The sequence below is a fragment of the Rhizobium sp. G21 genome (genome assembly GCF_014158035.1).
Taxonomy (GTDB): Bacteria; Pseudomonadota; Alphaproteobacteria; order Rhizobiales; family Rhizobiaceae; genus Rhizobium_E.
This window is the reverse complement of the sequence record NZ_JACFXW010000001.1, coordinates 3185407-3207753: the sequence shown is the minus strand read 5'-3', so window position 1 is coordinate 3207753 and position 22347 is coordinate 3185407. Positions and strand designations below refer to the sequence as shown.

Here is a 22347-nt window from a genome sequence, read left to right as displayed (position 1 = left end):
CCTTGTTGCTGTCGTCAGATGGTCCAGCCGCCATCAATGGCATAGGCCTGACCGGTCGTGTAGGTGGCGCCGGCGAGATAGACGGCGAGATCGGCGATTTCCTCGGGCGTGCCGATGCGGCCGATCGGCTGGCGGGCGATGAAGGCGGCGCGCGCCGCGTCATAATCGCCTTGGGCGCGCAGGCGATCCTGCAGCGATGGGCTTTCCACCGTGCCGGGGCAGATGGCGTTGATGCGCACGCCCTGCGCCACATAATCGGCGGCCACCGCCTTGGTGAGACCGATCACCGCCGCCTTGGTCACGCCATAGGCGAAGCGGTTGGGCACGCCCTTGATGGACGAGGCGACCGAGCCGATGTTGACGATCGCGCCGTCCTTCTTCTCCAGCATCGAAGGCAGCACGGCGCGGATCATGCGGATCATCGACTTGACGTTGAGATCCATGGCGAAGTCGAGATCCTCGTCCTTCATCTCCATGATCGAGCCGCCATGCACGACGCCGGCGCTGTTGACGAGGATGTCGAACGGGCCGTTTTCCGCAATCGCCGCCTTGACCGCCGCGTCATCGAGCACATTGAGCTTCAGCGTGCGGATGCCGGCCGTGCCCTCGAGCTCTTTCAGCACGGTCTCGTTGATATCGGTCGCCAGCACTTCGGCGCCCGCCGCCGCCAGCGCCAGCGCCGTCGCCCGTCCGATGCCCTGCGCCGCCGCCGTGACGACCGCCTTCTTGCCCTTCACATAGTCGCTCATCAAATCCTGTCCTTCTGAAACATCTCAAGCGGTCTTCACGCGCCGCTCGACGATGAGAATATGATCTGCCGCGAGCACGACCTCGCCGCGCTGGTTGACCACCTCGCAGCGTTCGATCACCCGGCCCGCATCCTTCCGCTTCGGATCATCCTCCTTGGCCGCGATCGTCACCCGCGTCTTGATCGTGTCGCCGATGAAGACGGGGCGGATGAAGCGCAGCCGGTCATAACCATATGAGAAAGCGACGGGATTGATAAGGCTCGCCGTCAAGCCCACGCCGATGGAAAACACCATCGTGCCATGGGCGATGCGCTGGCCGAACGGCAGGGTTTTTGCGAATTCCGCATCCATGTGATGCGGGAAGAAATCGCCGGTATGGCCGGCATGCACGACGAAATCCGTCTCAGTGATCGTCCGCCCGGTGGTCAGCCTGACGTGACCGAGCTGATAGTCTTCGAAGAAAATTTCCTGTTCCATCAAGGTCTCCCGGCAATGGGCGTGGCGGGCGCGGCTGAGAGATTGATAGGCGGCCTCGACCAGCGCCATGGTCAGCCAGCCATCCTCGACAGAACTCACAAGCTCCTCATCCTCGCCCGCGACGAAGCGCTGCAGATTGGCCATGCGGCCGACAAAGGCGTCCGGAAACCATTTGCCCTCGAGCGGCACGCTGACCCAGCAGTCGCCGCCCTTGGGATAGATCTCCAAAATGTCTGGTTCGCCCTCGGGATAATTGAGATTGACGCCCAGCTGAAGGTAAGCCGCGCCTTCCGTTCCGGAGATGCGGAATTCGCAGGCCTGATGTTTCCGGCCAAACCTGTGGTCGTGATTGATGCTGAGCGCGCAGCGCACCCGATCGCCGTAATCGAGGATCGCCGAGGTCCGGGTCTGCGCCATGTCATGGGCGGGATGGCCGATCGACTTGGCGTGAATACCCCGGGGATCGCCCAGCAACTGCCGGATCAGATCGAGATAATGGATCGAATGCATGGTGATCTCGATCCGCGGCAGGCCTTTCAGGAAAGCCCAGAGCGACCAGGGCGTATCTAGCGCCAGCCAGGCGTCAAAATCGACCACCTCGCCCAGCCAGCCCTTGGCGATCGCGTCTTTCAGCGCCAGCATCATCGGCGCGAATCGCAGCTGGAAATTCACAGCCGCCTTCAGATTGCGCTGACGGCAGATGTCGAGGATTTCGGTGGCGGCCGCGAGATCGGCGCCCATCGGCTTCTGGATCAGCACGCCTGCGCCTTCCGGCAGCTTCTCCAGCACGGCGCGATGCGCGGCGGGCGGCGTGGCGAGATCGAAAATGGCTCCGTCGACAGCAGCCGCTTCCTCCACGGAAGCGTAAGCCGCAACGCCCCATTTTTCCGCCAGCGCCTTGGCTTTTGCGAGGTCTGGATCATATAGTCCGGCCACCGGCAAACCGGCCTTGCGATAGGCGGGAAAATGCGCGTCGCCGACGATCGAGCCCGCCCCGAAGGTGACGATCGGTCTGGGCCTTGATGGCAGCGGCCAGGATTGCGACAGCGCTTTCGGGTCAAACGTCATGGATTGATCCGGCGCATCCGCGCGCCAGTCCTTCCCGGTTGTTCATGATGCTCCTCCCTTGCGTCATTCACATATGAAGAGATTATTCACATATTGTCAAGCTCACATCGGTCGTCTACAAAACCTCATCTTGTTCTGGAGGATGCATTGGCCAAGGAAGCCTTAGACGATGACCGTTACCGGGCGCCCGCGCTCGACAAGGGGCTCGACATTCTCGAACTGCTCGCCGGCGTCGATGGCGGCCTGACGCAGGCGGAAATCGCCAAGCGCATGGGCCGCAACGCCAATGAACATTACCGCATGCTCGACCGTCTCGTGAAGCGGGGCTATGTGACGCGCATCGACGGCGACCGCTACGCCCTGTCGCTGAAGCTGTTCGGGCTCGCCCATATGCATGCCCCTGTCCGCCGTCTCGTCTCCTACGCCACGCCGCTGATGCGGGAACTCGCGGAAAAGAGCCGGCAGGCCAATCACCTCGTCGTCTTCGATCGCGGCGCTGCCGTGGTCATCGCCCAGCAGGAAGCGCCGGGTTACTGGGGTCTATCGCTGCGGCTCGGCGCCCATATCGACATGATCGACACCGGTTCGGGCCACATCATCCTCGCTTTCCGCACGTCCGAGGAGCGCGCGGTGATGCTGAGGAATATGCCGACAATGGCGGCCGCGCCGACACCACGCCGGAATTCGACGCCAAGCTGGAGGCGGTGCGCGCCCGCGGCTATGAAATCATGCCCAGCCTGCAGACGGCCTCGGTCACCAATCTGTCGGTGCCGGTGCTCGGCGTCGATGGCCGCGCCATCGCGGCGCTGACCACGCCTTTTGTGCCGATCAAGAATGCCGAGGCGCCGGACATGGAAGCGACCATTTCGCTGCTGCTCGAAACGAGCCGGGAGATATCGAAAGCGGCCGGTCTCGAAATCGACTGAGCCCGGACCGGCCAGAGGGAGGAGCCGGCGCCGCCGGCGGAGGAGAGAACGACATGATCATCGACACCCATCTGCATATCGTCGACCAGCAGGCGCTGACCTATCCGTGGCTGGCCGAGGCAGGTCCCTTGAACCGCAATGCGCTCTATGAAGACTATGCCCGCGAAGCCCGCCGGCTCGGCATCGAGGCCGTGCTGCATATGGAAGTCGATGTCGCGGAAGAGGATATCGAGAAGGAAAGCGACTATGTCGCCTCGATGGCCGCCCGCGATGGTTCGCTGCTGGTCGGCGCCATCGCCGCCTGCCGGCCTGAGAGTGCCGATTTCGCCGCCTATTTCGATCGCGCCCGCCAAAACCCCGTCATCAAGGGCTTCAGGCGCGTGCTGCATGTCATGCCGGACGAACTCTCCGAGGGCGCGGTGTTCCGCGACAATATCAGCCGCCTCAAAGGGACCGGCCTCACCTTCGACCTCGTGGTCAAGCCGCATCAATTGAAGAAGGCGGCGGCGCTCGCCGATCTCAATCCCGATGTCCAGTTCATCCTCGACCACTGCGGCGTGCCGGACATCAAAGGCGGCGGCTATGACCTCTGGCGCAATGAGATGACCGAGGTGGCCAAGCGCCCCAACATCACCGGCAAGCTCTCCGGCATCGTCGCTTATACCGACACCGAAACTTGGACGCTCGACGACATCAGGCCCTATGCCGAACACACGATCGGCAGTTTCGGGTTTGACCGCATGGTCTGGGGCAGCGACTGGCCGGTCTGCACCCTGGCTGGAACGCTCTCCACCTGGGTCGCCGCAACGCATGCGCTTCTGGAGGGCGTCAGCGCCGAGGATAAGGCCAAGCTGTTGAGCGGCAACGCCCGCCGCATCTGGCGGCTGGGAGCCTGAGACGATGGCCGCCCCGACCGTTGGCGTGGAAAGTACGCATCCCCGCACCATACCGGCCAATCACGCCGATCTGCCGGTGTGGAACGCCGAGAACTGGTTCTACGAGGATTTCGAGATCGGCCACAAGATCCGCTCGCTCAGGCGAACGATCTCGGAAGGCGAGTCCATGCAGTTCAACGCGCTGGTGCTCGACATGCATCCTTATGTCGGCGACCAGATCTTCGCCGAGACCGAGGGCATGTTCGGCAAGCGGCTGGTCGCCGGCGCCTTCGTCTTCTCGGCCGGCCTGGGCCTAGTGGCGACCAACTGCGTCAACGCCTTTTCCTATGGCTATGACCGGCTGCGCTTCATCAAGCCTGTCTTCATCGGCGACACGATCTACACGATCCGCACCAATCTCGGCAAAGAGCCGAAATATGATCAGTTGGGACTGATCCGTGCCTCCTACGAAGTCTTCAAGGGCGAAGGCGAACTCGTGCTCTATTGCGAGCATATCCAGACAGTGCGCTACCGCTCGGGTCAGCGTCCGGACGCCTGACCCAGAAAACAATAAAGCCGCCGCGGGCATCGCGGCGGCTTCGTCTTATTCGGGACCTGTGTCTCAGAGAAAACTGTCGCGGAACATCAGGTTGAGGTCGGCGATCACGCTTCTGCCGTCCTCGCCCGCTTTCAGACCCTTATTGATCCGCTCGGACGCGGCATGCTGGAACGCCATATAGCCGTTGTGGCGCGGACGCACCCAGGCGCCCTCCAGCGTCGGACGGGTATTCTCGTAGAAGCCGAAAGTCTTCTCGTTGACGGTCTCGTCTTCCCAGGCGTCGGCGTGGCCGGGCTGGCCGCCGGAGGCGGCATAGACGCCCTTCTGGATCTCGGCCGACGCCACCCAATAGGCAAAATCGATTGCCGCGTCCCTGTTGGCGGAGAAGGCCGACACGGCGATGCCGGTGCCGCCGAGCGCCGAACCCGCGGGCCCGATCACGCCCGCTTCGGGAATATCGGTGAAGGACAGCGGATTGGGCCGGAAGCCGTCGAGCGCATAGGAAACATAGCCATAGATATAGGGCGCGCAGGCGATGACGCTGTCGGCCTCGGCCATCTTCTCGAACACCGCGATCGGGTCCATGTCGAAACAGGCGGGATCGATCAGCGCGACGAGTTCGGAAAGCACAGTATAGGCGGCGAGCCCGGTTTCCTCGTCGATCAGGTCGCCCTTGGCCGTCGAGCACGGGCTCATCATATTGGCGCAGAGCGTGTAGAAGGTCATCAGCGAATGCGGCGGCTTGAGCGGCAGCATCACCCCGCCCTGCTCGGCCAGTTCGAACACCTCGTCCAGCGTCTCCACGGCATCGGCGAGATCCTCGCGGAAAGCCTGCACCTGGGTGGCGGCGTCGATCGGAAAGGCCCATTGCCGGCCCTGCCAGTTATAGCTGCGGAAGGATTCGCCGACAGACGCCTCGGCCATGGCGTCGAATGCCTGTTCGCGACCGTCAATATCCAATGGCGCGAGGCAATTTTCGGCGGTGATCTGGCCGACATGCGGATGGTCGATGACGATCAGGTCATAGGCGCGGGCCAGCTCCTCGACCGGGAAGGACTCGAAATCCTGCAGCGATCGCTTGTCCCAGACGATCTCCACGCCCTTTTGCTGGAGATAGAGTGCGGATGACGCCACCATCGGGTCGTAGCCGCGCGGATGGCTCCAGGTCATGCCCTTGAGCGTGATGGTCATAGATTGAACTCCTTGCGGATCCTGTCCGAATGTTCGCCGATCCGGGGGCGGCGCGGTCGCCATGCGGGCGCTGGCCGTTGACCCGGAGCGGCGACGAGGTGGTGAGTATGGAGACGGCGTCTTCGCGGGTCACCGTCTGCAGCATGTCGAGCGTCTGGAAGCCTTCATGCGACATCAATTCGTCCCAGTCCAGCACCTTGGCGCACCAGATGTCGGCGGGCTCCAGAAGCGCCAACCATTGCTCGACCGTGCCGGTGGCGATCCGCGCCGCGATCAGCTTCTTGATATCGTCGCGTTCGGTGAACCAGCTGGAGGGATTGTCGCTGAAGGCGGAGAGCTCGGGAATGTCGAGCAGTTTCTCGATCTTGCCGATCGGCGTCATCGCCAGCGCCAGATAGCCGTTCTCAGCGGGATAGACGCCGTAGGGTGCGGAGAGATAGGCATGCGCGCTGCGGAAGCCGGAGCGCTTGGGCATGCGCCTGCCGTCGTTGAGATAGGTGGTCAGCACTTCGAACTGGAAATCCACCAACGCTTCGAGCAGGCTCGTCTCGACATGCGCGCCTCGGCCGGAAATCCCCCGCCGCACCAGCGCCGCGAGCAGTCCCTGGCAGAGCGCTGCGCCCGCCAGCATGTCGCCGACCGCCAGGCCAAACGGCACCGGCCCCTGATCATGATCGCCGTTCAGCCACATCAGGCCCGAGCGCGATTGCGCCAGCAGATCCTGCCCCGGCCGCGACACCCAAGGCCCCTCCTCGCCATAGCCCGAGATCGAGCCATAGACGATACCGGGATTGATCGCCTTCACAGCCTCGTAATCGAGCCCGAGACGCTGAATCACGCCCGGCCGGAAATTCTGGATCACCACGTCGGCCTTGGCGATGAGCGCCTTCAAGGCAACGAGATCCTCAGGGTTCTTCATATCGATCGCCAGGCTTTCCTTGCCCCTGTTGATCGCATGGAAGATGGTGGAATCGCCGCCGATCTCGGTGTCGCTGAGATAGAGCCGGCGCGAAAGATCGCCGCCATCGGGCCGCTCGATCTTGATCACGCGCGCGCCGAGATCCAGAAGTCTCAGCGAACAATAAGGACCCGACAGAAACTGGCTCATGTCGACGACCACGAGACCCGCCAGCGGCGGCTCGATCATTTCAGGCATTCTCTCCTCCACCCGAGCCGAAGCGGCCCACTCAGTTCATGAGTGAATAGATTATTCAAATATGGATGGATGACAAGCGAAATCCGCAGGTCGAGACGTATTGCGCGAGCCTTGAAAAACGCAACAAAAAAGCCGGAGCAAACGCATCCGGCTTATCTCGTTCTATAAATGTTTGGTAGCGGAGGGCGGACTTGAACCGCCGACCTTGGGGTTATGAATCCCACGCTCTCACCACCTGAGCTACCCCGCCACACGCGACTTCGAGCTTTGCCCGTCGTCGTGGCGCGGCTTATAGAAGCGGGTTCCGCCCCTGTCAAGCGCCTTCGGCCACTTTCTGCCGGAAGGTCGAAAAAACCTGAAAAAGCCTTTTCGATTCAAGGCTCAGGCGGCCTGGGCGGATTGCAGCAGCCGCTTTAGAAGCGCTTCCGACGGCGCGTCTTTTTCCGACCGGTCGATGAAGCCGCCGCCATAGACGCGCGCGTCTTCGCCCGGCGCGGAATAGAGCGCGCAGGCCTGGCCGGGCGCGAGCCCAGGCTCGCCGTCATGCAGGTCGACATAGACGCCGGAGGCGTCGACATGCAGCGTCGCGGGCTTGGGCGGACGCGTCGAACGCACCTTGGCGAAACATTCGAAGCCATCGCCGACCATCTCGGTCAGGGAGGCGTCTCCCAGCCAGTTCATGTCGCGCAGATAGATCCGCCGGGTGTCGAGCGCTTCCTTAGGACCCACGATCACCCGCTTGCTGCGTGCGTCGAGATGGACGACATAGAGCGGCTCGCCGGTGGCGACGCCGATGCCGCGACGCTGGCCGATCGTGTAGTGCAGGATGCCGTCATGCTGGCCGAGCACCCGTCCGTCGAGATGGACGATATCGCCGCCGAGCTTGGCGTCCGGACGTAATCTGGTGATCAAGTCGCTGTAGCGCCCCTGCGGCACGAAGCAGATATCCTGGCTATCGGCCTTTGCTGCGACGACGAGCCCCATCTCGGAGGCAAGCGCCCGCACATCCGCCTTCGCCATGCCGCCGAGCGGAAAGCGCAGGTAATCGATCTGCTCCTGCGTGGTGGCGAACAGGAAATAGCTCTGGTCGCGCTCCGCATCCGTCGGACGATACAGCGCCCGCCGGGCGGGATTGTCGGCCGAGGGATTGGCGCCGGAGCGGATATAGTGGCCGGTGGCGAGCGCGTCGGCGCCCAGTTCCTTGGCGGTGATCAGGAGGTCGGCGAATTTGACCGTCTGGTTGCAGGCCACGCAGGGGATCGGCGTTTCGCCGGCGACATAGCTTTCGGCGAAGGGATTGATCACCGTTTCCTTGAAGCGGCGCTCGTAATCCAGCACGTAATGGGGAATGCCGAGCGTTTCGCAGACGCGGCGCGCATCGTCGATATCCTGGCCCGCGCAGCAGGAGCCGGCCCGATGCACGGCGGCGCCATGATCGTACAACTGCAGCGTGATGCCGATGACCTCATATCCCTCTCGCGCCAGAAGCCCGGCCACGACGGACGAATCGACGCCGCCGGACATGGCGACGACCACGCGGGTGTCTTCGGGACGCTTGTCGAAATCGAGGCTGTTCACGGTCTTTACTCTTGCACTGAAAAGGCTGTCGCTGGGCTTGAATGCCCTGTTTAACATGAATTTCGCGGGCGATATAGGAACTAAATAAGGCGCCAACAAGCCGAGATGTGCGGGCTTTTCATGCGCCTTGCCCGCAAGCGGACTGATTTAACAGAGCTTTTCATAAATTTTTTCCGGAGCGTTTAGGCAAATTTTAAAGGTGGGGTCCTAGAGTACCGCCCATATGGTCTTTGTTTGTGTAGAGAGTCCAATGACCGAAGCAATACGTCCAAGAGTTAAATATGTCATCGGACCCGATGGCAGCCCGTTGACGATCGCGGATTTGCCGCCTTCCAATACTCGTCGCTGGGTTATCCGTCGCAAGGCGGAAGTGGTCGCAGCCGTGCGCGGCGGCCTGTTGAGCCTCGAAGAAGCCTGCGAACGTTATACTCTGACGGTGGAAGAGTTCCTGTCCTGGCAAAGCTCCATTTCCGAACATGGTCTCGCCGGACTGCGCACCACGCGCATCCAGCAGTATCGCCACTGATATCTGGCGGTTGAGTTTCGAAAAGACCGGGTTCGTCCCGGTCTTTTTCGTTTTGGCTCGATTTGTCCTCGCCGGCGCGTCCCCTCCCTCGAACCTGTCCTAGCATGGAACGGCTATTCCCCGTTAACCCGAAGTTAGGATTTTCCCATGACCGAGCAGACCACGCGTCTCGACCTGCCCTACATCCTGTCGTCGCAGGCGCAGAAACACATCACCCACAACGAAGCCCTGCAGGCGCTCGACGCGATCGTCCACCTCGCGATCCGGGATACACGCGGCTCGCCTCCCCCTCCCCCGCAGATGGCGACTGCTACTGGGTGTTGACCCCGGCGTCGGGCGACTGGTCCGGACGAGGCGGCTCGATCGCGGCTCGCGAAAGCGGCGCCTGGATCTTCCACACGCCGCGCCCGGGATGGCTGGCCTGGTTCGTCGAAACGTCGGCGTTGAAGGTCTGGACCGGCGGCGCCTGGGCGACCCTCGCGACGGCCTGATCAGCCCGCCAAAGAAAAAGGGCGCGGTGTGCGCCGCGCCCTTTCATCCTCGATGCCGATCGCCGGGATCAGTCGACGTTGAACACGAGCGGCTTCACCTGGCGGATCGCCGGATTGGCGGTCAGGTTGGCGATCACTTCGTCCTTGATCGGCTCGTCGACATAGAGAAGCGCGATGGCGTCGCCGCCCTGCTTGTCGCGGCCGAGCTGGAAGTTGGCGATGTTGACGCCGGCCGCGCCGAGCGTGGTGCCCATGAAACCAATCATGCCGGGCACGTCGGTGTTGGAGATATAGACCATGTTGGCGCCGACATCGGCGTCCATGTTGATGCCCTTGATCTGGATGAAGCGCGGCTTTCCGTCCGAAAACACCGTGCCGGCCACCGAACGGGTGTTCTTGTCGGTGGTGACGGTCAGCTTGATATAGCCGTCATAGACGCCCGACTTGTCGCGCTTGACTTCGGACAGGATCACGCCCTTTTCCTTGATCATGATAGGGGCCGAAACCATGTTGACGTCGGCCACCTGGCTGCGGATCAGGCCCGCGAGCAGCGCGGAGGTCAGCGCCTTGGTGTTCATCGACGCGGTCGAACCGTCATAGAGGATTTCGATTTCCTTGATGGCGGTGTCGGTGACCTGGCCGACAAAGGCGCCGAGCACGTCGGCGAGCCGGATGAACGGCTTCAGGATCGGCGCTTCCTCGGCGGTGATCGACGGCATGTTGATGGCGTTGGAGACGGCGCCCTTCACCAGATAGTCGGACATCTGTTCGGCCACCTGCAGCGCAACGTTTTCCTGCGCTTCCGTGGTGGAGGCGCCGAGATGCGGCGTGCAGACGACGTTCGGCAGGCCGAACAGCGGGCTTTCGGTGGCGGGCTCGACCTCGAACACGTCGAAGCCGGCGCCGGCGACATGGCCCGACTTCAGCGCTTCGGCCAAAGCGGCCTCATCCACGAGACCGCCGCGGGCGCAATTGACGATGCGCACGCCCGGCTTGGTCTTGGCGATGGCCTCCTTGTTGAGGATGCCGCGCGTCTTGTCGGTCATCGGCACATGCAAAGTGATGAAATCGGCCTGCGCCAGGAGATCGTCGAGTTCGACCTTGGTGACGCCCATTTCCTGCGCCCGTTCGGCCGACAGGAAGGGATCATAGGCGAGAACGCGCATCTTCAGACCCAGCGCCCGCGAGCAGACGATCGAACCGATATTGCCGGCGCCGATGACGCCGAGCGTTTTGCCGGTGATTTCAACGCCCATGAATTTCGACTTTTCCCACTTACCGGCCTGGGTGGAGGCGTCTGCGGAGGGGATCTGGCGGGCGACGGCGAACATCAGCGCAATGGCGTGTTCGGCGGTGGTGATGGAGTTGCCGAACGGCGTATTCATCACGATCACGCCGCGCTTGGAGGCGGCCGGAATGTCGACATTGTCGACGCCGATGCCGGCGCGGCCGACCACCTTGAGATTGGTCGCAGCCGCGATCAGCTTCTCGGTGACCTTGGTGGCCGAACGGATGGCGAGCCCGTCATAATTGCCGATGATCTCGGCGAGCTTGTCCTTGTCCTTGCCGAGCTTCGGCTGGAAATCGACGTCGATGCCGCGATCACGAAAGATCTGGACGGCGGTTTCCGAGAGTTCGTCGGATACGAGAACGCGTGGCGCCATGGTCTGGGCTCCTCAAAAGCGAATAAGGGGAATGTCTGGGATAGGCGCGTCTTCCGCGATCGAGGCGCGGAAGACGAAGAAATCAGGCTGCCTTGGCGGCGAGCCCGGCCTTCTGCTTTTCAAAAGCAAAGCTCAGCCAGGGCATCAGCGCTTCGACATCGGCGGTTTCGATGGTCGCGCCGCACCAGATGCGCAGGCCCGAGGGAGCGTCGCGATAGGCGCCGATATCGACGGCCACGCCTTCCTTTTCGAGCGTCGCAACCACACCCTTGGCGAAATCCGCCTGACCGGCCGCGTCGAGCGCTGTCACGGCCGGGTCGACGATCTTCAGGCAGACGGAGGTGTTCGAACGCGTCTCGGCCTTTTCGGCGAGATTGGCGAGCCAGGGATTGGCGTCGCAGAAGTCGAAGATCACCCGGGCGTTGGCGTCTGCCCGCGCCATCAGCGCCTTCAGGCCGCCGAGCTCCTTCGCCCAGAGCAGCGCGTCGATATAGTCTTCGACACACAGCATGGAGGGCGTGTTGATCGTCTCGCCCTGAAAGATGCCTTCGATCAGCTTGCCGCCCTTGGTCATGCGGAAGATCTTCGGCAGCGGCCAGGCCGGCTCATAGCTTTCGAGACGCGCCACGGCCCGCGGGCTGAGGATGATAACGCCATGCGCGCCCTCGCCGCCCAGCACTTTCTGCCAGGAGAAGGTGACGACGTCGAGTTTAGTGAAATCGAGGTTCTGCGCGAACGCCGCCGAAGTGGCGTCGCAGATCGTCAGGCCCTGGCGGTCGGCCGGGATGAAGTCGCCATTGGCGACGCGCACGCCGGAGGTCGTGCCGTTCCAGGTGAACACCACATCGCGATTGAAATCGACCTGGGTGAAATCGACAATTCTGCCGTAGTCGGCGGTGAACTTGCGGACGTCGGCGAGTTTCAGTTCCTTGACGACGTCGGAGACCCAGCCGGAGCCGAAACTTTCCCAGGCCACCATGTCGACGCCGCGCGCGCCCAGCAGCGACCAGAGCGCCATTTCAACTGCGCCGGTGTCGGACGCAGGCACGATGCCGATGCGATAATCGGCGGGCACGTCGAGAATTTCGCGGGTGAGATCGATCGCCTGCTTGAGCTTGTTCTTGCCGAGCTTGGAGCGATGTGAGCGGCCGAGCGCTGCGTCTTTGAGCGCGTCGAGCGACCAGTTCGGACGCTTCGAGCAGGGGCCGGAGGAGAAATGCGAATTTGCCGGGCGCATGGCCGGCGTGGCGAGTTCTACCATGATAAACTACCCTTCCAGGTATATGGCCTCTCGTTGGGGAGAGGTGTCCCGCCGCCGTGTTTATGGGAGCGGCAGAGCCGGGTCAAGTCGTTTTTCAGAACGTTTTTGTCTTTTTTGGAATGGGCAGTCGATGAAATAGGAAACCGGCCGAAGTTTCCTCCGGCCGGTGAAAATACTCGTATTTGCCGCGGGCTTACCAGCCGGTGACGCGCACGCCCATGCGGATCTCGTGCCGCGTGAAGCCGTCATCCTTGCCCTTGGTTCCAAACGCCCCGTTGAACTCGTCATGGTCGTTGAAGGAGAACATGTCGCCGCTGCCGATCTGGGAGAAGCGGTAGCCGAGATCGAGCTTCATCCGGTCGGTGATGTCGTAGGATGCGCCGGCCATCAGGGCATAGGTGAAGCGCCAGCTGTCCTCGCCGTTTTCCTTGGAATGCGAGTAGTCGAGACCGCCGCAATCGGATTTGTCGGCATAGGCGCAACCGCGCTTGCCCGAAACGTCCGACCATTTGACATAGCTGACGCCGGCGCCGGCGCCGGCATAGGGAGTTAGCCCCCAATAGGTGCCGAGGTCGACATAGGCGTTGGCGAGGGTCGACAGCGCCGAGACGGATTGAGAATCGTAGCGGCAATAGCCGGTGGCGCTTTCATTGGCGACGGTGCACTGGCTCCAGCCGGTCTTGCCGTTATGCGTCGCCTTGAAATAATCGAGCGTCACGTCGCTGCGCAGGAAATCGTTGAACTGGTAACCGACGCCCGTGGAGAAGGTGGCGTCCCGATCCATGCGGCTCTTGTCGAAGCCGCTGGTGGTGGATGTCTGCGTCGTCGCGTCATAGGTCTTATAGGTCGGATCGCCGGCGTCCAGCTTCAGATTGTAGCCGATGTCGCCGCGGAAATACCAGCCGGCGGGGTCGGAGATCGGGCCGTCGATCTCCGGCGCGTCGACCATCGGCGGCAGGTCCACGGCCAGCGCCTGAGTGGTGACGGATGCGATCAGCAGGGACGCGAAAGCGAGGCGAAGAGCAACGGACATGGACTGTCTCCCGACGGCCGACGGACGGCAAAAGTGCGATTTGTGGTTAACTATGCCGCCGAGTGGTTAAGACGCCGTTAAGCATGCCGCTTCACGTTTTGGTAAGGTTCGATCGCCCGCCTCGGAAAAGTCCCAATGAAGATCGAACAATCCGCCTGCTGGAACGTTTGACCAGCGTCCGCTTCGGCGGAACAACGGTTTTTGACAGGCTGAAGCGGCGCCGATGATCGGCGCCCGCTCAGAGGAGAATGACGATGATGAAGAAAATCCTCACGACGATCGCGGCTTTGGCCGCGGTTTCCTCCGCCGCGGGCCTGGCGCGCGCCGCCGATATGACCGCCTATGACGAGGCGCCGCAGGTTCAGGCCGAAAGCGATTATCATGGCGGCGTCAAGATCGGCTATCTCTCTTGCGACGTCGGCTCGGGCGCCGGCTTCCTGATCGGCTCGGCCAAGGAGCTCGATTGCTCCTTTCGCTCCGCGCGCGGCGCCCGTAGCGACAGCTATAGCGGTTATGTGAAGAAGCTCGGCATCGATGTCGGCTACACGACGCGCGGCAAGATGGTCTGGGCCGTATTCGCTCCGACCGCAGGTTATCATCGCGGCTCGCTCGGCGGCACCTATGTCGGCGCGGCCGCGGAAGCGACGGTAGGCGCGGGCATCGGCGCCAATGTGCTGCTCGGCGGCACCGAAGGCTCGATCCAGCTTCAGCCGGTCAGCGTCGAGGGCCAGCTCGGCCTCAACGTCGCCGCCGCCGGCGCGACCGTGACGCTGCATCCGGTCAACTGATCTCTACGGTCCGGGCGGCTGTCGCCGTCCGGACCGCGTCAGACATAGAGCGGCGCCATTCTTCGCCAGGCGCTGCCGCGATGGGCGCGTCCATCCCAGATCTGCATCTGGTGACCGACCCCCTTCTCCCACAATACTCGGCTCAAATGCCTGTTGTTGTCGAGGAATGGATCGTCCCGGCCGATCGCGAGCACAATGTCCATCCGCCTCAGGCATTCGAGCCGCCATTCGCATTCCAGCCCCGGCAGGAAATGCGACGGGTTGAGGTAATAGACGCCGTCGTCATAATATCCTTCGAACAGATCGCCGAAGCTTTCGACCTTGAGCGTCAGGTCATAGCGGCCCGACAACAGCACCAACTTTCGAAAATACTGGGGATGACGGAAAGCGAGGCTCGCCGCCTGAAAGGCGCCGAGGCTGCAGCCCACCGCCATGGTGCAATCATGGCCGTTGCGAACCGCCATCAGTTGCATCACTTCGTTGAGAACATAATCTTCGAAGGCGTGATAGCGGCGCAGCCTGTCGCCCGGCGAGCGGGACCGATCATAAAAAGTTTCCTGCGCCAGCCCCTCGACACAATAGAGCTGGATATGTCCCGCCTCGATCTTGTCGGCGAGACTTGTGACGACGCCGAGTTGCTCATACTCCCAGAAGCGCCCTTCGCGGGTTGGAAACATCAGGGCCTTCGCGCCGGCATGGCCGAAGATCAGCAACTCCATATCGCGCCCGAGACGCGGACTATGCCAACGATGATATTCCCGGTTCATAGGTCCCCGAAAAACCGTCCGATCGTGTCGCGGAGCCTCCCATGCTCCTCTTGCGCCTCAGGATAATCGAAATGCCCGGCCTTGAGGATGAAGATTTCATGATCGTTCTGCAACGAATTGGCGATTGCGAACTGGCACGGCGGCGCGACGGCAGGGTCGAAAAGCGCCACTGCGCAGAGCGTCGGCTGCGCGATGTGTCGGGCGGCCGAGGCGGCGTCGAAATAGGACAGGGTGTCCGCGACGTTCGGATGGTCTGCGGCATAGACCTGTAGCCCTTGCGCGCTGCCAATGCTCGGCAGGCTCAGGCGAAGCGGCTGGGCGCCGAAGGTCGGAACCTCGATCTGGCCCCGGGCCAAGCGCGGATCGAAAGCGAGCGCGAAACTCCCGACACCGCCGCCGAGACTGATGCCGCTATAGCCGATATGTCCGTCGAGCCAGGGATAGAGCTGCAACAAAACCGTCACCGAAACCCAGACATCATCCACGCAGCCGCCAATGATATAGGCGTGGCGATCATCGATATCGTGCAGCACATGCCAATTGGGATCGGTGGAGATCGGCGGTTTGGCGCTGCGCGACAACCCTCTCAAGCAGGGAAACAACAACACTGCGTCCTCGACCGGAAAGTCCAGGTCCGGGGCGTCGCGGCCGCCATAACCATGGCCGATCACCAGACCGCGCTTCACAAGCCCTCGCTTCGGCGCGCAAAGCCAGCCGCCGAGCTCGAAACCGCCGGTCGAGCGGAAGCGAATGTCGAGGATCGTCCAATCAGGATGAGATGCCGCGCTTTTCGACAGAGCGGGTTCGGGATCGACGCTCAGGGCGCGCTGGTGGCGATCGCGCCAGAAAAGGCCGAACCCGTCCGGCTCGGGGGCGCGGCCACCGCGCGCAAATCCGCCAGGCTGTAGCCGTAGGAAGGGTCGAACGGATAGCCATGGGTGAACGTATGGGCCATGCGGCGGTCTCCCTCGATCGTCCCCGCCGTCGTGACGAGAATGGAGCTGAAACACGAAAGCCGCCCCGGAGGGCGGCTTTGCAGAAAGTGACGGGATCTTACTTGAAAACCGGCTGTTCCTGCTGCGGCATATCGGCCGGGGGCAGGTAGGCCTGCTCGGCGCAGCCGCCGAAGGCGTAGCGAACGCCGGCGCGGGCTTCATGAATGTCGAAGCCCTTGTCCTTGCCAGGGCCGCCATTGGACTTGTAGCCGAACATGTCGCCGTCATCGACGCGGCGATAGCGATAGCCGACATCGGCCTTGAGATTGCAGTTGATGTCGATGGCGGTGCCGAGCATCAGGCCATAGGTCATACGCCAGCTGCCTTTGCCCTTATGGCTGACCGTGTCGTCGCACAGTTCCGGATTGGTGGCGCTGCAGGCGGTGTTCTTGAGGTCGTCCCACTTGACATAGGTGCCGCCGAGGCCGGCGCCGACATACGGCGTCAACATGCCGTAGTGGCCGATATCGACATAGGCGTTGGCCATCAGGCTGTAGGCGGTCATGGCGGAGACGTCGCGCGACTTGCAGGTGTCGGTGCAAGCGCCGAAATCGGAGCCGCCGCCGGTGGTCGAACCACGGAAATCGGCCGAGAACAGATAGTCGAACGTGGTGTCGACGCGGAAGTGGTCGTTGACCTGATAACCGACGCCGACGCCGATATTGCCGGTATTGTCGATGTCGGATTCATGGAAGTCCACCATGCGACGCGAGCTGCCGCCCTGGTAGAACTTGGCGCCGCGCAGGTTCATGACGTCATAGGAGGCGTCGCCGCGAATATACCAGCCGCTGGTCTCCACGACCGGAGCCGGCTCATACGGGGCCGGCTGAGGCTCGGGAGTATAGAGGTCTGCCGCCGATGCGGCGCCGGCCATGGCCAACATCAAGGATGCGGAAGTCAAAAGTCTTTTCATGATCCAAACTCCAGATAACCCGGTCCGGCCCATGGGACCTCGGGAAGGTGCTGTGGTTGGATAATGAATGGCAAAGGTTAAATAGCGCTTAACCACGCTTCTTTACCATGACGCTTCGAAAGCAGTCTCTCAAATGCGAAAATCCCGGCCGAAACCGACCAGGATTTCAAAGTTTTTCCGGAAAATGATCTTTCAGGCGGCGTTCTTCACGCCGCCGATCAGGTCGATCAGGCCGTCGACGATTCGCTTCAGCTGATTTTCGTCGTCGCCTTCCGCCATGACGCGGATCAGAGGCTCGGTGCCGGAGGGGCGGATCACCAGTCGGCCGCGGCCGGCGAGCTCGCTTTCGGCGTCGGCGATGGCTTCCCGGACGATCGGATCTTCCAGCGGCTTGCCGCCTTCGTAGCGGACATTCTTGAGCAGTTGCGGGGCAGGCTCGAAGCGGCGGCAGACCTCGCTCACCGTCTTGCCCTGACGGCGCACCGCCGCCAATACCTGCAGCGCCGCCACCAGGCCGTCGCCCGTGGTGCCGAAATCCGACAGCACGATATGGCCCGACTGCTCGCCGCCGACGTTGAAATCGTTCTGGCGCATATGCTCGACGACATAGCGGTCGCCGACCTTGGTGCGGGCGAGATGCAAGCCGCGCTGCTGCATGAAACGTTCGAGACCGAGATTGGACATGATGGTGGCGACGATGCCGTTGCCGCGCAGCAAGCCGTCATTGGCCCAGGTCTCTCCGATCAGCGCCATCAGCTGGTCGCCGTCGACGATCGTTCCCTTCTCGTCGACGATGATCACGCGGTCTGCGTCGCCATCGAGCGCGATGCCGATATCGGCCCTGACCTCATGCACCTTCCTGATCAGCGCATCCGGATGGGTGGAGCCGCACTGGTCGTTGATATTGACGCCATTGGGTTCATTGCCGATGGTCACCACCTCCGCGCCGAGCTCCCAGAGCACGGCGGGAGCGACCTTGTAGGCTGCGCCGTTGGCGCAGTCGATCGCGACCCTCAGGCCCTTCAGCGTCACGTCGCGCGGCAGAGTGCGCTTGGCGAATTCGATATAGCGGTCATGCACGCCGTCGACGCGCTTGGCGCGGCCGATCGCGTCGGACGCGGCCAGCTGCGGAATGATGTCCTTGTCGAGCAAGGCCTCGATCTGCGCCTCGATCTCGTCCGACAATTTATAGCCGTCCGGGCCGAACAGCTTGATGCCGTTGTCCTGATAGGGATTGTGCGAGGCCGACACCATCACGCCGATATCGCAGCGCAAGGAGCGCGTCAGCATGGCCACCGCCGGCGTCGGGATCGGGCCGAGGACGAAGGCGTCGACGCCCGCGGCGGTGAAGCCCGCCACCAGCGCGTTTTCCAGCATGTAACCCGACAGGCGCGTGTCCTTGCCGATCACAACGCGGTGGCGATGGCCGCCGCGTCGGAAGATCGTGCCGGCGGCGATGCCGACCCGCATGGCCAGATCCGGCGTCATCGGAAATTTGTTGGACTGGCCGCGAATGCCGTCGGTGCCGAAATAACGTCTCGTCATGTTCATTCCAGTGCTGAGTTCTCGTCGGGTTCTAGATGCCACAAAGATCGCGCTCTGCCACATCAAATTGTCTCACCCGCGCAAACAGAATGTTAACGTGAAAAAGCCCGGCCGAGGAGACCGGGCTTTTTCCGGGATCCGCCGCTGGATCCTATCAGAACTTGACCTTGATGCCGGTCGAGATCGCGCCGACGAAGTCGGAGCCGAAATCATAGCTGTTGTCCGCGCCGTAGGTGACGCCGTCATAGACATAGGAGCCCGACGAACCGGACTTCATCCAGCCGATGGCGCCGGACAACTTGATGTCGACATTCTTGGTCGCCGCGAAATTGGCGCCGGCGCCGAACAGCCAGGTGTCGGTCTGCGAGCCGTAACCTTGCGACGTGCCGCGATCCCAGGTCACCGACACGGCGCCCGACCATTTCTGGGTGAACTGGTGGCCGACGCCGCCGGTGACCGTCCAGCCGTCGCGATAGAACAGGTCGAGCGAGGTGGCCTGGATATTGGTGCCGTCGAGATAGAACGGGATCGTCTGCAACTGGCTCCAGTCCGTCCACTTGACGCTGCCGAAGGCGAGCCAATCGGGCGCGATGCCGGATTGAATCGCCAATTCGAGCGAATCCGGCATCTTGGTCGAGCCGTACACATCCCAGACGGCGCCGCCCAGACCGGGCACCAGGATCGGCGAGACGTTCGAGAGGTCCAGCGTGCCGGTGATGCCGTCGAGCTTGACTTCGCTGTTGTAGATCAACGATGCGCGGAAGGCGTATTCCGGGATTTCGTAGGCGACGCCAGCGCGCCATCCCCAACCGTCCGAATCCAGTTCCAGGCGGCCGGTGCCGTCAAAGCCCGGAACCAGTCCCGGAGGCGTCACCAGGCTTTCCTTGAAGCCGTCGACCTGCTGATAGAAACCGCCGCCGATCAGGCGAAGCTGACCTTTGCCCATGTCGAACTTGTAGGAGCAGGTCAGGCCGTAATTGTCGCTGTTGATTTTCGTTTCGGCGTTTTCCGTGGATCCCGTCCAATTCAAGCCGGGCGCCGAATGGGCGCCCCAGGGCTGCGAATAGTCGACCAGGCAGTCGACGCCCTCGACCACGCGCGCTTTCACGCCGACAGCGCCGCTGAAGTAATCCTTGGTGTCGCGGACGTCGGGATCGGTTCCGCCGATACCGCTGAAATTCTGCGAATTGGTGTATTCCCGATGCGGCGACACATAGGTCGCGGTGCCCTCCACGGCGATATTGGAAGGATCGAAAAGCAGATCGATATTATAACCATTGCGCTCGATGCCGCCGGCATAGGCCGCGCCGGACATCAGAGCCGCTGAAACGATCGTCAAAAAACCATTGCGGAGCATTGTTTCCCCATGTTGTCCTCCCACTGAACAAGGTTGGAGGTAGTTTATGCACGTTGGGGATGATTACAATTCGGCCTTGCGGCAAACTGACGCCGGCAAACCTCTAAAAATTTACGTAAGATTTCGATACGCCTGATCACATTTGACCAGACCGGATGATTTTTTTGCCAAACAGCACGAAAATGGCGGGAATGGAGAATTTCATGCTCAAGTCCATGGCCTGCGTCACAAATGTGCAACAACGCCATTTTCAATCACCCGGCCTTGTGGACGATCATTGCGTCGCCTCAATTTCTGCGCCGAGCCCGCCGAAACCCTGAAGAATCAAACACGAAACCCCGCGCGATGGCGGGGTTTCGATGACGGCGTCATGCGACTCCGGGTACTTACTGCGGCTGAGGCTCGTATCCCCCTTCGGCTTCGGGCGCGCCGTCCTTGCCCCGCGAACCGGCCGAGGGCACGGCTGAACCGCGGCTCGGAGTCGTATCGTCGAAGGCGTCGCGCGACGGCGGCTTGCCGTTCATGAGATCGCGCAACTCGTCGCCGGTCAGCGTCTCGAATTCGAGCAGCGCTTCGGCAATCGCGATAAACTGATCACGATTGTCGGCGATGATGGTGCGGGCGTTGGTTTCGCCCTCCTCGATCAGCCGGCGCACTTCTTCGTCGATCAGCTTGGCCGTCTCGTCAGACATATTGGTCGACTGGCTCACGGAATGACCCAGGAACACTTCCTGCTCGTTCGGGCGATAACGCACGCGGCCGAGTTTCTCGCTCATGCCCCATTCCATCACCATGGATCGGGCCAGGCCCGTCGCCATCTGGATGTCGCCGGACGCGCCCGTGGTGACCTTTTCGGGACCGAACGTGATGATCTCGGCTTCGCGACCGCCGAACAGCATGGTCAGGCGGGCGATGGCCTTCTCATAGGTCCAGTTGTAACGATCGCTTTCCGGCAGGGTCATCACCATGCCGAGCGCACGGCCGCGGGGGATGATGGTCGCCTTGTGGATCGGATCGATGGCGCCGGCGAGCTTGAGCGCGATGATGGCGTGACCGGCTTCGTGATAGGCGGTGTTGCGCTTCTCTTCCGGCGTCATGGCGAGCGACTTGCGCTCGGCGCCCATCATCACCTTGTCCTTGGCGTCTTCGAACTCGGCCATGGTGACCAGGCGCTTGTTGCGGCGAGCGGCCAGAAGAGCGGCCTCGTTGACGAGGTTCATGAGGTCGGCGCCCGAGAAACCGGGCGTGCCGCGCGCCATGACCTTGAGGTCGACATTCGGGGCCAGCGGCACATTGCGCACATGGACCTTGAGGATCTTTTCGCGGCCGTTGACATCCGGGTTCGGCACGGTGATCTGGCGGTCGAACCGGCCTGGACGCAGGAGCGCGGGATCGAGGACGTCGGGACGGTTGGTCGCGGCGATGATGATCACGCCTTCGTTCTGCTCGAAGCCGTCCATCTCGACCAGCAACTGGTTGAGCGTCTGTTCCCGTTCGTCATTGCCGCCGCCGAGACCGGCGCCGCGATGACGGCCGACCGCGTCGATTTCGTCGATGAAGATGATGCAGGGCGCATTCTTCTTGGCCTGTTCGAACATGTCGCGGACGCGGCTCGCACCGACGCCGACGAACATTTCCACGAAGTCCGAACCGGAAATCGTGAAGAACGGCACATTCGCTTCGCCGGCAACGGCGCGCGCGGTCAGCGTTTTACCGGTGCCCGGAGGGCCGACCAGCAGAACGCCGCGGGGAATACGGCCGCCGAGACGCTGGAACTTCTGCGGGTCGCGCAGGAATTCGACGACTTCTTCGAGGTCCTGCTTGGCTTCGTCGATACCGGCGACATCCTCGAAGGTGACGCGGCCATGCGCTTCGGTCAGCAGCTTGGCCTTGGACTTGCCGAAGCCCATCGCCCCGCGCGAGCCGCCCTGCATCTGGCGCATCAGGAACAGCCAGACGCCGATGATCAGCAGCACCGGGAGCAGGTTGATCAGATAGCCGAAGATGCTCGACGAACCGTCGCTTTCCGGCCGGAGGGACACGATGACGTTCTTGTCCTGCAGTCGCTGCATCAAAGCGTCATCGATGTTCGGCGTATAGGTCTGGAAGACCGAGCCATTGTCGCTGAACTGGCCGCGGGCCCGATTCCCGATGAATTCCACTTGCCGCACCCGGCCCGCATCCACCGCCTTGACGAAATCCGAATAGGGGATCTCGCTCGAACTGACGCGTTCGCCCTGGGACTGGAACATGCTGAACAACGCGACCAGCAGGACCGCGATGATGGCCCAGAGGGCAAAATTTCTGAAATTCGGGTTCATTGACCTCACCGACATAGTTTGACCGCGGGATTAAACCCGGCATACGGCCATTTCAAGGTGAAAGATAGGAGCACCTCCACCACTTGCCAAGCGGCGACAGCGTCGAT

General features: G+C 62.3%; 18 protein-coding genes, 1 tRNA gene and 4 pseudogenes. 7 read left to right on the top strand and 16 right to left on the bottom strand.

The annotated features are described in order from the left end of the window. Positions 1-14: 14 nt before the first annotated feature. From H2O14_RS16055 to H2O14_RS16050, 3 genes and pseudogenes are all read right to left on the bottom strand, one after another. Positions 15-749 carry an SDR family oxidoreductase gene (locus H2O14_RS16055; RefSeq protein ID WP_182828435.1) on the bottom strand — a complete coding sequence of 245 codons (735 nt, stop codon included), beginning with the start codon at positions 747-749 and terminating at the stop codon, positions 15-17. A gap of 24 nt (positions 750-773) precedes the next feature. Further along, positions 774-1229 (bottom strand): MaoC/PaaZ C-terminal domain-containing protein, encoded by a 456-nt coding sequence (locus H2O14_RS27580; RefSeq protein ID WP_246697415.1) that lies wholly within the window; start codon positions 1227-1229, stop codon positions 774-776. Further along, positions 1226-2294: pseudogene (locus tag H2O14_RS16050) on the bottom strand (Gfo/Idh/MocA family protein). The gene H2O14_RS27580 and the pseudogene H2O14_RS16050 overlap by 4 nt, the downstream one beginning before the upstream one ends. A gap of 147 nt (positions 2295-2441) precedes the next feature. Between H2O14_RS16050 and H2O14_RS16045 the strand changes: the two are divergent. The 3 genes and pseudogenes from H2O14_RS16045 (at position 2442) to H2O14_RS16035 (ending at position 4654) form a co-directional block, all read left to right on the top strand. Beyond that, positions 2442-3220: pseudogene (locus tag H2O14_RS16045) on the top strand (IclR family transcriptional regulator). A 53-nt stretch (positions 3221-3273) separates the two neighbouring features. After that, entirely contained in the window at positions 3274-4116 is an 843-nt protein-coding gene (locus H2O14_RS16040) for an amidohydrolase family protein (protein ID WP_182828433.1), read from the top strand. A gap of 4 nt (positions 4117-4120) precedes the next feature. After that, positions 4121-4654 (top strand): MaoC family dehydratase, encoded by a 534-nt coding sequence (locus H2O14_RS16035; RefSeq protein WP_182828432.1) that lies wholly within the window; start codon positions 4121-4123, stop codon positions 4652-4654. Between the two features lie 63 nt (positions 4655-4717). Here the strand turns inward: H2O14_RS16035 and H2O14_RS16030 are convergent, their stop codons facing one another. From H2O14_RS16030 to mnmA, 4 genes and pseudogenes are all read right to left on the bottom strand, one after another. After that, complete coding sequence (locus H2O14_RS16030) at positions 4718-5845, bottom strand: extracellular solute-binding protein (protein ID WP_182828431.1); 1128 nt, start codon at positions 5843-5845, stop codon at positions 4718-4720. Then, positions 5842-7001: pseudogene (locus tag H2O14_RS16025) on the bottom strand (CaiB/BaiF CoA transferase family protein). Before H2O14_RS16025 ends, H2O14_RS16030 begins: the two are co-directional and overlap by 4 nt. 173 nt (positions 7002-7174) lie before the next feature. Continuing rightward, positions 7175-7251: transfer RNA gene (locus tag H2O14_RS16020), tRNA-Met, on the bottom strand. A 131-nt stretch (positions 7252-7382) separates the two neighbouring features. Beyond that, a complete protein-coding gene (gene mnmA, locus H2O14_RS16015) occupies positions 7383-8579 on the bottom strand; it encodes a tRNA 2-thiouridine(34) synthase MnmA (protein WP_182828430.1) in 1197 nt (398 codons plus the stop codon). Positions 8580-8829: 250 nt separating this feature from the next. On the opposite strand from mnmA, the gene H2O14_RS16010 reads away from it, so the two are divergent. From H2O14_RS16010 to H2O14_RS27570, 3 genes are all read left to right on the top strand, one after another. After that, entirely contained in the window at positions 8830-9105 is a 276-nt protein-coding gene (locus tag H2O14_RS16010) for a DUF1153 domain-containing protein (RefSeq protein WP_137154728.1), read from the top strand. A 147-nt stretch (positions 9106-9252) separates the two neighbouring features. Then, positions 9253-9429, top strand: a complete 177-nt coding sequence (locus tag H2O14_RS27575) for a DUF2793 domain-containing protein (RefSeq protein ID WP_246697414.1) — start codon at positions 9253-9255, stop codon at positions 9427-9429. After that, positions 9423-9596, top strand: coding sequence for a DUF2793 domain-containing protein (locus H2O14_RS27570; protein ID WP_312858612.1), 174 nt, complete (start codon positions 9423-9425; stop codon positions 9594-9596). Before H2O14_RS27575 ends, H2O14_RS27570 begins: the two co-directional genes overlap by 7 nt. A gap of 68 nt (positions 9597-9664) precedes the next feature. Here H2O14_RS27570 and serA read toward each other — a convergent pair whose 3' ends face one another. The 3 genes from serA to H2O14_RS15990 form a co-directional block, all read right to left on the bottom strand. Continuing rightward, the gene (serA, locus tag H2O14_RS16000) at positions 9665-11260 is read right to left on the bottom strand and encodes a phosphoglycerate dehydrogenase (protein ID WP_182828429.1); all 1596 of its coding nucleotides are present in this window, start codon (positions 11258-11260) and stop codon (positions 9665-9667) included. Positions 11261-11342: 82 nt separating this feature from the next. Continuing rightward, positions 11343-12521, bottom strand: a complete 1179-nt coding sequence (locus tag H2O14_RS15995; protein ID WP_182828428.1) for a phosphoserine transaminase — start codon at positions 12519-12521, stop codon at positions 11343-11345. Between the two features lie 193 nt (positions 12522-12714). Next, positions 12715-13554 carry an outer membrane protein gene (locus H2O14_RS15990; protein ID WP_182828427.1) on the bottom strand — a complete coding sequence of 280 codons (840 nt, stop codon included), beginning with the start codon at positions 13552-13554 and terminating at the stop codon, positions 12715-12717. 254 nt (positions 13555-13808) lie between these two features. Between H2O14_RS15990 and H2O14_RS15985 the strand changes: the two genes are divergently transcribed. Continuing rightward, on the top strand, positions 13809-14342 hold the full coding sequence (locus H2O14_RS15985) for a DUF992 domain-containing protein (RefSeq protein ID WP_182828426.1): 534 nt from the start codon (positions 13809-13811) through the stop codon (positions 14340-14342). A gap of 38 nt (positions 14343-14380) precedes the next feature. Here the strand turns inward: H2O14_RS15985 and H2O14_RS15980 are convergent, their stop codons facing one another. From H2O14_RS15980 to ftsH, 6 genes and pseudogenes are all read right to left on the bottom strand, one after another. Continuing rightward, the gene (locus H2O14_RS15980) at positions 14381-15109 is read right to left on the bottom strand and encodes an esterase family protein (RefSeq protein WP_182828425.1); all 729 of its coding nucleotides are present in this window, start codon (positions 15107-15109) and stop codon (positions 14381-14383) included. Continuing rightward, positions 15106-16064 (bottom strand): annotated as a pseudogene (locus H2O14_RS15975) (acetylxylan esterase). Before H2O14_RS15975 ends, H2O14_RS15980 begins: the two are co-directional and overlap by 4 nt. Before the next feature lie 98 nt (positions 16065-16162). Then, positions 16163-17017: an outer membrane protein gene (locus H2O14_RS15970; RefSeq protein ID WP_182828424.1), complete on the bottom strand. Its 855-nt coding sequence runs from the start codon at positions 17015-17017 to the stop codon at positions 16163-16165. Between the two features lie 192 nt (positions 17018-17209). Further along, positions 17210-18562 carry a phosphoglucosamine mutase gene (glmM, locus tag H2O14_RS15965; protein WP_182828423.1) on the bottom strand — a complete coding sequence of 451 codons (1353 nt, stop codon included), beginning with the start codon at positions 18560-18562 and terminating at the stop codon, positions 17210-17212. A gap of 154 nt (positions 18563-18716) precedes the next feature. After that, positions 18717-19919 (bottom strand): OmpP1/FadL family transporter, encoded by a 1203-nt coding sequence (locus tag H2O14_RS15960; RefSeq protein ID WP_182828422.1) that lies wholly within the window; start codon positions 19917-19919, stop codon positions 18717-18719. A 386-nt stretch (positions 19920-20305) separates the two neighbouring features. Beyond that, a complete protein-coding gene (gene ftsH / locus H2O14_RS15955) occupies positions 20306-22240 on the bottom strand; it encodes an ATP-dependent zinc metalloprotease FtsH (protein ID WP_182828421.1) in 1935 nt (644 codons plus the stop codon). Between the last annotated feature and the right edge of the window lie 107 nt (positions 22241-22347).

What these genes read in the sequence shown, in the direction of transcription:
- H2O14_RS15970 (WP_182828424.1), bottom strand. Translation starts at nt 17,017, where the DNA reads ATGAAAAGACTTTTGACTTCCGCATCCTTGATGTTGGCCATGGCCGGC.
- H2O14_RS15960 (WP_182828422.1), bottom strand. Translation starts at nt 19,919, where the DNA reads ATGCTCCGCAATGGTTTTTTGACGATCGTTTCAGCGGCTCTGATGTCC.
- H2O14_RS16040 (WP_182828433.1), top strand. Translation starts at nt 3,274, where the DNA reads ATGATCATCGACACCCATCTGCATATCGTCGACCAGCAGGCGCTGACC.
- H2O14_RS27575 (WP_246697414.1), top strand. Translation starts at nt 9,253, where the DNA reads ATGACCGAGCAGACCACGCGTCTCGACCTGCCCTACATCCTGTCGTCG.
- glmM (WP_182828423.1), bottom strand. Translation starts at nt 18,562, where the DNA reads ATGACGAGACGTTATTTCGGCACCGACGGCATTCGCGGCCAGTCCAAC.
- H2O14_RS15995 (WP_182828428.1), bottom strand. Translation starts at nt 12,521, where the DNA reads ATGGTAGAACTCGCCACGCCGGCCATGCGCCCGGCAAATTCGCATTTC.
- H2O14_RS15980 (WP_182828425.1), bottom strand. Translation starts at nt 15,109, where the DNA reads ATGAACCGGGAATATCATCGTTGGCATAGTCCGCGTCTCGGGCGCGAT.
- H2O14_RS16035 (WP_182828432.1), top strand. Translation starts at nt 4,121, where the DNA reads ATGGCCGCCCCGACCGTTGGCGTGGAAAGTACGCATCCCCGCACCATA.
- H2O14_RS16010 (WP_137154728.1), top strand. Translation starts at nt 8,830, where the DNA reads ATGACCGAAGCAATACGTCCAAGAGTTAAATATGTCATCGGACCCGAT.
- H2O14_RS15985 (WP_182828426.1), top strand. Translation starts at nt 13,809, where the DNA reads ATGATGAAGAAAATCCTCACGACGATCGCGGCTTTGGCCGCGGTTTCC.
- serA (WP_182828429.1), bottom strand. Translation starts at nt 11,260, where the DNA reads ATGGCGCCACGCGTTCTCGTATCCGACGAACTCTCGGAAACCGCCGTC.
- H2O14_RS16055 (WP_182828435.1), bottom strand. Translation starts at nt 749, where the DNA reads ATGAGCGACTATGTGAAGGGCAAGAAGGCGGTCGTCACGGCGGCGGCG.
- H2O14_RS16030 (WP_182828431.1), bottom strand. Translation starts at nt 5,845, where the DNA reads ATGACCATCACGCTCAAGGGCATGACCTGGAGCCATCCGCGCGGCTAC.
- H2O14_RS15990 (WP_182828427.1), bottom strand. Translation starts at nt 13,554, where the DNA reads ATGTCCGTTGCTCTTCGCCTCGCTTTCGCGTCCCTGCTGATCGCATCC.
- ftsH (WP_182828421.1), bottom strand. Translation starts at nt 22,240, where the DNA reads ATGAACCCGAATTTCAGAAATTTTGCCCTCTGGGCCATCATCGCGGTC.